The following is a 13,068-nucleotide window of genomic DNA, read 5'->3' as shown; positions in this document are numbered from 1 at the left end:
TCTAGCGGGTCTATATCAGAGGAAAATCAGACAGCTAAAAACATCAGACCACAGAAAGTGTTTGCTCCAACCAGTGCCTTAGCGCCTGACGATGCAGTGTTAAACTGTTGTCCCGGTCAAGCCGATCATATTGAGCCGCATATTTCTCTTCCAGCGTGGGATAGGTGCCACAGAGCTTCAAAAAACCGCGGATTTGGCAGACCGCTTTGATTTTTAGCAATTCCTGTTTAGCCATATCAAGGGTATCCAGCCCTTCATCCATAAGCCGCTCGGCGTTGTTCACATCTCCAGTACGCAAAAGCATAAGTCCGCGCATCATGCGATAACGGCCCAGTTCGCGTAAATATGGAGCCTCCGACAGCATGCCTTCCAGACGATCAGACAGTTCCGCAGCCTTTTCCATATGATTGGAAACCAGATGCATGTACATCTCCATCAGTGCAACAGGCATCACAAATTTATCGAGATTATCCCGTTCCATTACCCTCAAGGTTAGTGGTAGACCTTCCTGTGCGCGTTCAGGTTCTCCATTTTCCACATAAGCCTCCAAAATGTTGAGAATGCGTAATTCCCGTTCCTGTTCACTGGACAGCAGCCTGCTGGAAAGCGCACACTCACATAGAGCAATCTCCTCATTCGTTACCCCTGCTGTGCCCGTAAATAGCAGCAACATCCAATACAATCGGTCTACAAGGGCAAAATCCTCCCGCTTCAAGAACCAGGACACATCCGCCTGTACAAAACGGGTATACATTTGATAAAAGGCGGACATTTGAAAACCCATCTGCTCCTGCTGGGCAGCCAGCGCTACGATGGAATTCCCCTGCCCCAACAGCTGGTATTTCCGGAATAGTCCATGTACGGCGTCCTGCACCTCCTGATCGAACAAGGACGGATGATTCTGTGGCTGCACGTCAGTCAAGGTCAAGCTGTAGCCATACCCTCTAACCGTATGAATACGGAGCCCATCCCATGACTTCAGTTTTTTGCGCAATCTATAGATATGATCATCCACCGTACGCTCTACCGGATACTCCAGCGGCCACACACGATCCAGCAGTTGTTCCCGGGTGAACACCTGATTCCGGTTATCGTACAGAAAGCGCAACAGCGCAAATTCTTTAGCCAACAACATAACACAATCTGCATTACAGACCACACTGTAGCCATCTGCATCAAATTGCAGCCTGATCATCCATCTCGCCTCCGACATATCGTTTCTTAGCTGCACCCAGCCCTATAAACATAAGCAACACACTCAGACACAAGAGCAGCAGCAGCGGGATTGTCCAGCCTTGCGTCGCATCATGCAAATAACCAAACAGTGTCGGTCCTGTTGCTGCTAGCAAATAACCAAAGGATTGCGCCATACCAGACAGCTCTGCTGCCTGCTGCGGTGTCCGCGTCCGCAAATTAAAGAACATCATCACTAACGGGAAAGCAAAACCACCCGCTATACCGATACAAATGACCCAAATCACACTCCACTGTGTAGCCCCAAGCAGAAATCCACCCAAACCGACAAAATACAGCGCAGCCATAATTAGAACCAATACCCGCTGGTCCTTCACCCGCGCTGCCCAAATAGGCACAATAAAAGTAAATGGCATTTGTGAAAACTGCAGCACGGACAGCATCCATCCCGCAGTCTCTGAATCCATCCCCTGTCCGCTCATCATTTCGGGAAACCAAGCGGCAGGAACATAGAACAGGGCAGATTGCAGCCCCATAAACAGCGTCACCTTCCAAGCCAAAGACGATGTATACACATTCACAGTTCGGGCAGACACTGCCGCTTTATTGGCTGTTTTGCGGGCCTTAAGGAGTTGGGGCACCCAGAGTAAGATTCCTACGACACCTACAATTGCCCATATTCCCAAAGCACCGCGCCAGCCCATACCTCCGTTCAGAGCCAGCGGTATACTCAGCCCGGATGCTGTTGCAGCAACCACATTCATGGATACGGAGTATACGCCGGTCATCAGTCCGCTGTTGCGAGGAAACTCCTCTTTGATCAGACTGGGCAGCAACACATTACACACGGCAATAGCCAGTCCCAGCATGGCGGTCCCGACAAATAATGCGGTCACCCCCAGCGTTGAGCGCACCACAATACCTGCGGTCAACAGCAGCAAGGCTGCAAAAATAATAAGAGATGACCCGAAGCGGCGCGACAGTTTGGCTACAAAAGGCGACAACAGAGCAAAAGCCAGCAACGGCAATGTCGTTAATAGGCCACTCAGTGTATTCGAAATATGCAAAGAATCCTTAATCAAACCGATAAGAGGTCCTACCGAGGTAATCGAGGCGCGCAGATTGGCACCTACCAGAATGATCCCTATGGCAAGCACCCAAGGACCGGCATGCCACAAAGATTTGTATACCAAAGCTCGTTGGTGTTGCTGTGAACTCATCTCTCCATTCTCCTATCTATCTGTGTTATGCTCAAAGGCTCCAACCAAGTGTACGGCTGGAGCCTAGCAATTTTTATCTCATTAAATTATAAAGGCATTCGTGCCATATGCATAGGACGGATCGAAACAGCGCTCCAAGTCTTCAAGTTCAGCATATAGCTTCATTAAAAAATAAAAGCTGCCTGAAAGGATAGTTTCCTTTTGAGGCAGCTTTCAGTTCATAAACTTCGATGCGACCAGCGCTGCTTAACGTACCAGCCAGCCGCCGTCCACCGCCAAGATATGACCGTTCATGTAGTCGGAACCCTGACTAGCGAGGAAAACCACAACTCCCATCAAATCAGACGGATCGCCCCAACGACCCGCAGGAATACGCGACAGGATTTCTTGATTGCGACTTTCATCCGCACGGATTGGAGCTGTATTTGCCGTAGCAATATAACCCGGCGCAATCGCATTAATCTGAACGTTATGAACCGCCAGCTCATTCGCAAATGCCTTGGTCAAACCAGCTACCGCATGCTTGCTCGCTGTATACGGCGGAACGAACTTGCCACCCTGAAAAGCAAGCATAGAAGCGACATTGATAATCTTCCCGCTTTTTTGCTCTACCATCACTTTTGCCACTTCCTGGCTCAGGTGATATACGGCATTCAGGTTAATCTCCATAACAGCGTCCCAATCCTCATCTTTATACTCCAGCAGAGGGGCGCGACGAATCGTACCTGCATTGTTTACAAGGATATCAATTTTACCGAATTCATTGACGCATTCTTCTACAATTTTTTTAATGGATTCTTTCTCTGTCAGATCAGCCTGATAAAAGGCAACCTTCACACCCGTTGGCTCCAGCAAACGTCTTGTTTCTTCATATTCATCATTGTTAGCTACAATGAACAGATTTGCACCTGCTTTGGCCAAAGCTACGGAATATCCTTGACCCAAACCAGTGTTGCCTCCTGTTACAATCGCCGTTTTACCTTTTAGACTGAAAAAATCCAATGAAAAATTGTCCAGACCCATGCCTACGCCTCCATCACAAATTAGTTTAAAACCTATAATTCCTGAAGCCTACAGCGCTGCGCGTACTTCCTTATATTTAGCTACATAACGTGCTGCATTTTCTGTGATCAAGTCATAACGACCTTCCTTGGCTGGAGCCGTCAAATTACCCCCAATTCCCACGGCTACACATCCGTTACGCAGCCAGGTTTCCATATTGTCCAGATCAACGCCACCAGTTGGCATAATCTGTACATGAGGCATTGGACCTCTGACGGCCTTCACAAAGTCCGCCCCCATCGCACTGCCTGGGAACAACTTCACGACATCGCTACCCAATTTCATGGCTTCCTTGATCTCATTCAGCGTCATACAGCCTGGCATATAAGGAATCGCGTACAAATTGCATAGCTTCGCTGTTTCTTCTTCAAAAGAAGGACTCACGACAAACTCTGCTCCGGCGAGAATAGCAATTCTTGCCGTCAGTGACTCCAGTACCGTTCCTGCACCAATCACTGCCTGATCCTTAAATTCGTCTCTCAATCTTCGAATGACCTGATCTGCATCCGGCGTCGTAAATGTAAGCTCAATATTATCCAAGCCGCCTTCAATGCAGGCTTTAGACATTAGATATGCTTCCTCCGCCGTGTTTCCCCGAATGACTGCGACGACACCTACTGAAGTGATATGTTCCAAAACTTTCTTTTTCGTCATGTTCCTGATCCTTTCCACGAATGGGATGACCATGTACCCTCAGCCACTTGCAGATTCACGCCCCAATACACTGATTGGATTAACGCAACTCGCTCATGGCAACCTGATCCATGTCTTTGTATGTTTTATTTTCACCGGCCATGCCCCAAATGAAGGTATAGCTACCCGTAGCCGCACCGCAGTGGATAGACCAAGGTGGAGAAATAACGGCTTCATCATTTTTCATCACCAGATGGCGCGTTTCGTTCGGTTCACCCATCAGGTGGAACATTCTCGCATTCTCATCCAGTTCAAAGTAGAAATACACTTCCATACGACGGTCATGAACATGTGTCGGCATGGAGTTCCACACACTGCCGTTCTCCAACGTCGTCATCCCCATAACCAATTGGCAACTTTGAATGCCTTCATCATGGATAAAGCGACGCAACGTACGGTTGTTGGCTGTTTCCTGCGAACCCAAACTTTCAGACGGTACATCGGCAAAAGACTGCTTCGTCGTCGGATACGTGGTATGAGCCAGGGCCGAAACGATATAAAATTTCGCCGGCTTTTCACTGGAATCGCTTTCAAAGATCAACTCCTTGCCCCCTCTGCCTACATAGAGACAGTCTTTTGTGGCCAGCTCGTAAGTTTCACCGTCCACCTTGACCGTACCGCTGCCGCCGACATTAAAAATGCCCAGTTCGCGGCGCTCCAGGAAAGTTTCTGCTTTGATTTGATCGTTACCTTCCAGCGCAACAGATTTATTCACGGGATAAATGCCCCCGATAATGACACGATCTTCATGCGTATAGACCAGCTTTACCTCCTCAGGCACAAACAGCTCCTGGATCAAATAGTGCTGACGCAACTCTTCAGTCGTAAAATGCTTGGCATGTTCGGGATGAGTTGAATAACGCATTTCCATAAAAACATTCCTCCTGTTTAGATAAACTTTTTTATCAACGGAATTGTTATAAAAGCGGTTTCTAACTCTACTTCTTAGCTAGAATTGTAATAATTATCTAAGAGGGTGTCAACCCAAAACTTCACTATTCCTAGAAAAACCCTTAGTACATACGAAGTTTTACACACTTTTTACCTTTTGATAAACAAAACCACATTTTTTTATCTGTATTACCTAAAAAGTTTTTAGCCAATATATCAACTTCATCATTGTGAAAAACCGATTTATGTGATAATTTCAATTTATTCAGTTGGTGCATGCGCTTACAGATTAAGTTTACTAAACATAAGGAGGAATACAAATGACCGCAACATTGGATGCTGTTACCTTCGGAGAACCGATGGCCATGTTTTATGCCAATGAAGCAGGCTCTCTGGATGAGGTGCGTTCATTCACCAAAGCGTTGGCCGGGGCAGAGACGAATGTTTCAGCCGGTTTGGCGCGTTTGGGTCTACGGGCGGGACTCGTGACCAAACTCGGCGAGGATACGTTCGGCAAGTTCATTGCCAGTGCGCTACGTCAGGAAGGGATCGACACACAGAACGTCATGTTTACCAAAGACCACTCTACCGGGATGCTGATTAAATCCAAAGTTACAAGTGGGGACCCCGAGGTGGAATATTTCCGCAAACATTCCGCCGCTTCTACATTAAGCATCGCTGATTTTAACGAGGCTTACTTTTCCGGAGCTCGCCATCTGCATTTTACAGGTATTTCTGTCGCCCTCTCCCCTGAGTGCCGTGATTTCGCACGTCATGCGCGGCAATTTATGAAAAAGGCTGGCAAAACCGTATCCTTTGATCCGAACCTCAGACCTAAGTTATGGCCTGACACGAAAACGATGGTGGAGGCGATTAATGAGGCATCTGAGGGGTGCGACTGGCTTCTACCCGGCATTCATGAAGGTAAAATATTGACAGGCTACACCTCACCAGAGGATATCGCTTCCTTCTATCTTGACCGAGGTACCTCGCTGGTCATCATCAAGCTGGGAACCGAAGGCGCCTATTACAAATCCGCAGATGCTGAGGGATACGTCAAACGCTTCCGCGTAGAGCATGTCGTGGATACCGTCGGTGCCGGTGACGGATTTGCCGCAGGTGTGATTAGTGCGCTGCTGGAGGGCTTACCCCTGGCTGAAGCGGTCAAGCGCGGGAATGCACTTGGTGCGCTGGCTGTCATGTCAGCCGGAGATATGGATGGCTATCCGACGCGAGCCGAACTGGAATCATTTTTGCTCAGCGCCAGCACAAATTAGTCCGGGTTTATTCCCCGCATAACCTTCACCGCTATAAGCGCAAGCTCAACAAGGCCGAATCCAAAGTCAGCCTTAACTTCCAATAGCCCGTATTCGCGTTTGTACGATCTGAGCAGCATACGCATACTCAGATCGTACAAAGGAATACGGGCTATTTTTATAATATATGACACATTGCTCGTCTACAGCGTTTTGACGGATTCTCCCCGATTGATATCCGGCACAAATCGGTAAATAATCGGGACTGATTCGCCGCCTTCCTCAATGCTGGACAGCAGTGTTTTTGCCGCCTGCTTCCCCATATCCGCAATGGGTTGTGTAATGGTCGTAATCGGCGGATTGTAAATATGGGCAAACTCCGCATCGTCAATCCCGATAATGGACAGCTCTGCCGGAATACGTATACGGCGGGCATTCACATACTTCAACACCTCAGCCAACACGATATCATTCCCGGCCAACAGCGCAGTCGGCGGCTCCGGCAGTTGGAACAGCTCCTTCAGCGTCTGCTGGATTTCTTCTCTCGGCACACTGTGCATATATTCTTCACGAGATGGCAAGCCGTGCTCCTCCAGCGCCTTTTTGTATCCGCTGAGCCGTTCCACTCGTGGAGTAATCCGATTCAAGCCAAGGGGCAAAGTAATCAGCGCAATTCGCTCATGCTTGTGAGCCACAAGTTCCTGAATCGCCAGCTTAATCGCCATTTCGTTATCCAGTAGCAGGCTGCGCGTATTTACCCCATCTACCAAACGGTCCAAAAACACTAACGGATACTTTTCACGAATGAGCTGGTTGTAAATATCTGCATGCTTGCCTGTCGGAAAGATGATCAGGCCGTCCACCTGCCGAGCCTTGAGCATCTCAATATACTGGCCCTCCTTGTCGGGATTTTCATCGGCGTTGCAAATGATCACCTGAATGCCGAAGCGCTGCAATTCCTCCTCAATCGCACGGATAGATTGGATCGACAGCGTATAATCAATGTTGGCTACAATAACTCCCACCATAAACGTCCGGTTTTGCTTCAAGCTGCGGGCCAGCCCGTTAGGCTGATAGTTCAGCTCTTGAATAACCTCGGCAATCCGGTCTCTGGTCTGGTCGCTCATATATTTATATCGTTTGTTCAGAAATTGCGAGACAGTGCTTTTAGACACTCCTGCCTTCTGGGCAACATCTTCAATCGTCGGCTTCTTCATCGGTACACTCCTTGTCTTTCATGTACTGCGTTAGTGCAACAAAAGTATATCTTTTTTTTAGTAAATTTACCATACTTCTATTTATGAATACCATTATGATATAAGTCGAACTTCAAAGTTGCCTATCGTGCCCCCGTGTAGAAGTATAGTTCTTCAGCAGCAAAAAGAGGCAGTTCAAGATGTTCTCTTGAACTGCCTCCGCGTACACAACTTTATCGAAAAGCTAGGTTCCAGCTGGCCCTAAATGCTGCTCGACATCAATGTGCCGGAACGGGCGTTGCAGACTGATCTGGTGTATCGTGCTCGACCAGCGCATGCTTTTCCCATAAACGGCTTTTCCAGCGGGCATACATGATGACAGCACGAGTCCATTCATCAGCAGCAATGGCCAGCCACACACCGGCGAGCCCCATGTCCAGCTTGAACACAAGCAGATAACCAAGCGGCAAGCTCATACAGACCATGGAGATCAGACCCATAAAGACCGGGAACTTCGCATCTCCAGCAGCACGTAACGAGTTAATAATGACGATATTCGTGGTCCGGCCAGTTTCTAGCAGAATGCTAAGTAAAATGACCTGTGCCCCCAAACGAATAATTTCAGGGTTTTCCGTGAACAAACCAAGCAAGGGAACACGGAAAAAGATGACCACCGCATCAATAATCACGGTCACGAGTAGCGCCCATTTCACACTGGTCAGTACACGTTTATAGGCAGTATCCTTCTGTCTGGCTCCCACGAGCCTTCCTACCACAATAGCCGTACCCATACCGACTGCCATACTGAACAAGTAAATATAGCTTGAAATATTATTTGCATATTGACGTGTCGCCATTGCTTCTGCGCCCAGATAAGTCACGTACAGTGTGAAGATGAGCTGACACGACTGATACATAATGGACTCCAGCGCGGATGGTACACCGATGCGCAATATTTTAGAGATGAACTTTTTGGACAATTGGACGTAATATTTCCACTCGACACGAACCTCAGTGACCCGGTACATCAGCCAGAAGAAGATCAGGAGACAAATAAAGCGGCTACCTACTGTAGAAATAGCAGCACCTTCTACTCCAAGTGCAGGCATTCCCCAATGCCCAAAAATCAAAACATAGTTGCCGACCACGTGGATCACGTTCATAAAAACCGATACATACATTGTTTCTTTGGTAAAACCATGTGTACGAATAGTCGCCGCCAGCGCATTAATCAATGCTTGAAGAAAAATGGCACCTCCGACGATGCTCATATAAGACTCCGCGTAAGCCAGAATCTCACCCTGGACATTCAGCCATTGCAACATGTGCGTACCAAATACGAGAAAAATTACGCTAAGCAAAAGACCTACCATCAAATTCAACGTAATGGCCGTACCTGTAACCTGGGCCGCTTCGACTAGTTTCTTAGAACCGATATATTGAGCTACGACGATAGCAGCGCCGTTGCCGATAACCTCCAGTACAAGGATAGCAATTGAAATAATTTGATTGGACGCGCCCACACCCGACACCGCATTATCAGATACAGAACTGATCATGAATGTGTCGACGCTCCCCATTAGCATAAACAGAAACAATTCAAGGAAAATAGGCCATGTTAAACGGAACAAATTCAGTTCCTTAGCTTCGGACAATACCGAACCTTTTTTTAGTGCTCTGGTTGTCATTCATTCACCTTTCTTCATAGATTTATTTAACGATCAAAAGGTATGTTAGCACAGTCATTCTGAAAATACATCCCGTTTACGTAAAATGATTTGCAAAATGCGTAAGAATTCATTTATCACCCTCTTTATAATTGATTATCGAACTTTATTGAAACAGGATATTGCAAGAATATATCAGTAGTCTGGTCTTTTCGACGCAATTATGAGCTAAAGAGTATAATAGAATACGAGCCTGTGAGCATTGCCGCTGACAGGTTGTGCAGATTGTTGTATGCTTCCTAAGCATAATTTGCGAATTAAAGATGGAATATATAGGACATTCATAGGGTTAAAAGGTAATAAAGGAGGCTTTTACAGATGACTCAATCATTTCAAGCTCTTGTCGTCGATCAGACACAGGACGGTGAAGTTCAAGCAGAGGTACGTTCTCTGGAAGCTAGCAGTTTACCTGCTGGAGAAGTATTGATTCGTGTCGCTTATTCCAGCATCAATTATAAAGATGGGCTTGCTGCCCGCAAGGATGGCAATATTGTCAAAGCCTATCCGTTCGTACCAGGCATAGATTGCTCGGGAACCGTCGTCTCTTCGGAGGATAGCCGCTTTAGCGAAGGACAAGCGGTGCTCGTTACCGGATATGGGCTGGGTGTGTCTCAATTCGGGGGATTCAGCCAATATGCACGTGTGCCTGCGGACTGGGTGGTTCCACTTCCGAACGGACTCACGCCGAGAGAGGCAATGATTTTCGGGACAGCCGGATTCACCGCAGCCCTGTCGTTATATCGACTGGAACAAAACGGCGTTACTCCCGAGCAGGGCAAGGTACTCGTCACCGGAGCGACGGGCGGCGTAGGCGGGGCAGCCATTGCCTTGCTGAACAAGAGAGGCTACCATGTCGTAGCCAGCAGTGGCAAGGCCGATGCGCTCGATTACCTCAAGGCGCTCGGAGCAGCCGAGGTTATTTCCCGCGAGGAGGTCTACGACGGTGCGGAGAGCATCCGCCCGCTGGGCAAGCAGCTTTGGCAAGCAGCTGTTGATCCTGTAGGCGGAAAGCCGCTCGCTTCGCTGCTCAGCCAGATCGCCTACAACGGCTCCGTTGCCGTGAGCGGCCTGACGGCAGGCACCAAGCTGCCTACGACGGTGCTGCCGTTTATTTTGCGCGGCGTAAGTCTGCTGGGCATAGACTCTGTCTTCTGCCCATACGACACTCGCGTAGCAATCTGGAAGCGGCTCGGCAGCGAATGGAAGCCGGAACAGCTGGAGCAGCTCGTTGAGCGCGAAGTCGGATTGGCCGACCTGCCAAGCGCGCTCGAAGACATACTTGCAGCCCGCTCGCAAGGAAGAACGCTAGTACGGCTGGTTGACTAAGCGGAGTAGTCCGCAAGCTATCCATTGACGTGTTTTCGCGTGAAGAAGTGTCATCCCTTAGGGTCTAGCTTAGGAACATGTAAGAAGCCTGTAAATCTGCAATTTTGAGATTTACAGGCTTCTTTTTTCGTGTGGTACATTTGAAGCAGACGGTTTACTTTTCGCAACCAAATGAACCTTTTGAGAACCTCAGTTGTTATATAGATAAACTGCACGAGAAAGGAGAGCACATCATTGGAGAGCAATCGAGAGTTGTTTGATTTGTATCAACGAGATGTATACCGAACCTGCTACTACATGGTACATAATGCATCGGATGCAGAGGATTTAACGCAGGAAGTGTTTATCATCCTGTTTCGCAGCAATCGTGAACAGATCGAACAACTAAAAGCCTGGATTATGAAGATTACGGTCAATCATTGTCTGAATTACCTTAAACGCCAGAAAAGCCTGCATTTGAAGGTATCGGCTAATCCCTATCTATTTAGCGGGGCGGAAGGTAAACCTGTAGACAGGCTGGTGGAAGAACGCGAATCGGCAGAGGAATGGGCCGTTTATATGAATCGCCTTCCGGCCAAAATCCGCGCTGTGCTGACACTCCGCTATATGCATGATTTCACGCTGGCGGAAATATCAAAACTGCTGGAAATTCCGCTGGGAACCGTCAAATCGAGGACTCACAAAGGACTAAAGTTATTGGAGCAAATATTGCGGGATGCAGGGGTACAAATTCCCGAGATGGAAGGAGAGAACTATGAACAACATAGAAAAGGCATTGAAGCGCAAGTTAAATGATGATTCGGAAATGGCCTATCCTGACTTCGATGAGATGTGGAACCGGATGGAACAGACAGGGCATACTGCCCCTACGCTAACCGACACTTCCGATTCATTCACTCCCCACCGACACAGAAACTGGCGCAAAATAGCTATTGCCGCCTCTCTAAGCGCACTTCTGGTTGCAGTTCCTGTCTATGCCGCCATCCACTACAACTGGGACAATCTGCTACGCGGAAGAAGTGGCATCCAGACAGCATTAAAGCAAAACCTCGGGCAACCGTTGGAGCAGTCCGTGACCAGAGACGGAGTGAAGCTGACGCTGCATACCGCTATTGTTGATGAAAACCGGACCGTGATTCTGTACAGCTTGGAGGTCGGAAAACGAGCAGACAACGAGTTTTGGAATGTCAAAGGCGTATCGCTAAAAAGTGCCGCGGGGGAAAGCAGTGCAGGGGAATATAACTTTCAGCAATGGGACCCGAAAAATCAACGGTACAACGGGTACTTTGAAAGTGACTGGACACCGCAGCAAGAAACAGAGAACGTGCAGCTGACCATAGATCATATAGAGCTCACCAGCGTTCAGGAACTGGATTTGCCGCTCGATATTCGGTCGCCTCAAATACAGACGTTCAAGCTGGATCGTAGCGGCTTACAAGATATGAAGGTACAGGTATTCGAACAAGGTAAGGACAAACTGATGCTGTCCTCAGCGATTACCTTCGATTCGTCCATACCAAAGAGATGGGACAATCCACAAATTATTGCCTACAAAGGCGACGAGCCTGTGATGTCGCAGCCTGGAGGGGCTTTTGGCAAACCCGGTGATAACGGGGAGTATACCGCACAACAATATTTTACTAAAGCAGATATACCGGAAGGACAGACTGCTTTCAAACTGCAATATGCACAAACTGAGAAAAGTATACATGAACCCATAAACTTTGATCTGCAGCTAAGCAAGAAGAAAATGGAAAGCGGGACGATTAAAAGTGCGCTGAATATCCCACTGGAGAAAGGCAATCCAAATGTTTTGCTAGAACAAATGATTGTCACACCTACGCAAATCCGTGTCACGATCAGAAGCAAGGAGAAATTCGCCATGTTACCTTATCAAAAGTACTTTCTTTCTGTGAACGGCACAACATTAGAAGGTAGTCGTTGGTCTTCACCTGATCAGGAACACGATCTGAACACGATCCGTTTTGAACGACCTTCCAATCTTGTGATTACCAAGGACACTCCTATTACTTTTACAGGCAAATACAAGGTTACGACCCATTCGGATGACAAAACGCCACAGCGTTTAACTGATATTTCTGAGCAAAAACAGACACTAACGACGCAAGTCGGTGGCTATCCTGTGAAGTGGACCTACTACAAACAAGGATCAGACTTATTCGTAGAAACCGAAAGCGAGGATGCTCACTTTGGAGGGATTAACCAGACGCATATTGGCCTGGGTAAAGAACGGATTATCGGCAAGCCGATCACAGCCAATTTTGCCGGAGACGGCAATAACAAGGCAGTGGATGTCTACAAGAACTTCAAAAAGAAGGAAGCTTCTATCTATATGTTCTACTATACAACGGACGACCCGGAAGCAGAGACAACCGTACCCTTGCAGCCTCTGACAAGCAACAGCAAAGCATCCAAATAGCAATGCTATAAAAAGAGGGTCCTCTATACCTGTGTGAACCGTGGTATAGGGAACCCCTTTTTA

Annotated in this window: 12 protein-coding genes; 4 read left to right on the top strand and 8 right to left on the bottom strand. The window is 47.8% G+C overall.

The window, feature by feature from the left end; translation table 11 throughout:
* Positions 1-43: 43 nt before the first annotated feature.
* The 5 genes from NLX78_RS06410 to kduI all read right to left on the bottom strand — a co-directional run bounded on the left by NLX78_RS06410 (position 44) and on the right by kduI (position 5,040).
* Positions 44-1,195: a winged helix-turn-helix domain-containing protein gene (locus tag NLX78_RS06410; protein ID WP_254349926.1), complete on the bottom strand. Its 1,152-nt coding sequence runs from the start codon at positions 1,193-1,195 to the stop codon at positions 44-46.
* Entirely contained in the window at positions 1,176-2,414 is a 1,239-nt protein-coding gene (locus NLX78_RS06405; protein ID WP_254349925.1) for a CynX/NimT family MFS transporter, read from the bottom strand. Before NLX78_RS06405 ends, NLX78_RS06410 begins: the two co-directional genes overlap by 20 nt.
* Before the next feature lie 246 nt (positions 2,415-2,660).
* Positions 2,661-3,437 carry a 2-dehydro-3-deoxy-D-gluconate 5-dehydrogenase KduD gene (gene kduD, locus NLX78_RS06400; protein WP_061831955.1) on the bottom strand — a complete coding sequence of 259 codons (777 nt, stop codon included), beginning with the start codon at positions 3,435-3,437 and terminating at the stop codon, positions 2,661-2,663.
* Between the two features lie 48 nt (positions 3,438-3,485).
* Complete coding sequence (locus NLX78_RS06395; RefSeq protein ID WP_023990865.1) at positions 3,486-4,130, bottom strand: bifunctional 2-keto-4-hydroxyglutarate aldolase/2-keto-3-deoxy-6-phosphogluconate aldolase; 645 nt, start codon at positions 4,128-4,130, stop codon at positions 3,486-3,488.
* Between the two features lie 79 nt (positions 4,131-4,209).
* Positions 4,210-5,040, bottom strand: a complete 831-nt coding sequence (gene kduI / locus NLX78_RS06390) for a 5-dehydro-4-deoxy-D-glucuronate isomerase (RefSeq protein ID WP_061831956.1) — start codon at positions 5,038-5,040, stop codon at positions 4,210-4,212.
* A 340-nt stretch (positions 5,041-5,380) separates the two neighbouring features.
* Here kduI and NLX78_RS06385 point away from each other — a divergent pair, with 340 nt between their 5' ends.
* Positions 5,381-6,337 carry a sugar kinase gene (locus NLX78_RS06385; protein WP_254349924.1) on the top strand — a complete coding sequence of 319 codons (957 nt, stop codon included), beginning with the start codon at positions 5,381-5,383 and terminating at the stop codon, positions 6,335-6,337.
* Here NLX78_RS06385 and NLX78_RS06380 read toward each other — a convergent pair.
* From NLX78_RS06380 to NLX78_RS06370, 3 genes are all read right to left on the bottom strand, one after another.
* Positions 6,334-6,510: a hypothetical protein gene (locus NLX78_RS06380; RefSeq protein WP_155765236.1), complete on the bottom strand. Its 177-nt coding sequence runs from the start codon at positions 6,508-6,510 to the stop codon at positions 6,334-6,336. The genes NLX78_RS06385 and NLX78_RS06380 overlap by 4 nt on opposite strands.
* Before the next feature lie 9 nt (positions 6,511-6,519).
* Positions 6,520-7,533: a LacI family DNA-binding transcriptional regulator gene (locus tag NLX78_RS06375; RefSeq protein ID WP_061831958.1), complete on the bottom strand. Its 1,014-nt coding sequence runs from the start codon at positions 7,531-7,533 to the stop codon at positions 6,520-6,522.
* Positions 7,534-7,790: 257 nt separating this feature from the next.
* Entirely contained in the window at positions 7,791-9,200 is a 1,410-nt protein-coding gene (locus NLX78_RS06370; protein ID WP_023990870.1) for an MATE family efflux transporter, read from the bottom strand.
* Between the two features lie 357 nt (positions 9,201-9,557).
* Here NLX78_RS06370 and NLX78_RS06365 point away from each other — a divergent pair, with 357 nt between their 5' ends.
* The 3 genes from NLX78_RS06365 to NLX78_RS06355 all read left to right on the top strand — a co-directional run bounded on the left by NLX78_RS06365 (position 9,558) and on the right by NLX78_RS06355 (position 13,005).
* A complete protein-coding gene (locus tag NLX78_RS06365) occupies positions 9,558-10,565 on the top strand; it encodes an acrylyl-CoA reductase family protein (RefSeq protein ID WP_254349923.1) in 1,008 nt (335 codons plus the stop codon).
* A 234-nt stretch (positions 10,566-10,799) separates the two neighbouring features.
* Complete coding sequence (locus tag NLX78_RS06360) at positions 10,800-11,360, top strand: RNA polymerase sigma factor (RefSeq protein WP_025721972.1); 561 nt, start codon at positions 10,800-10,802, stop codon at positions 11,358-11,360.
* The gene (locus tag NLX78_RS06355; RefSeq protein WP_254349922.1) at positions 11,320-13,005 is read left to right on the top strand and encodes a DUF4179 domain-containing protein; all 1,686 of its coding nucleotides are present in this window, start codon (positions 11,320-11,322) and stop codon (positions 13,003-13,005) included. Before NLX78_RS06360 ends, NLX78_RS06355 begins: the two co-directional genes overlap by 41 nt.
* Positions 13,006-13,068 lie beyond the last annotated feature (63 nt).

The sequence above is a fragment of the Paenibacillus sp. Lou8.1 genome, from assembly GCF_024213565.1.
Taxonomy (GTDB): Bacteria; Bacillota; Bacilli; order Paenibacillales; family Paenibacillaceae; genus Paenibacillus; species Paenibacillus polymyxa_B.
The sequence above is the reverse complement of the archived record's forward strand: the minus strand, read 5'-3'. Positions and strand labels throughout refer to the sequence as shown.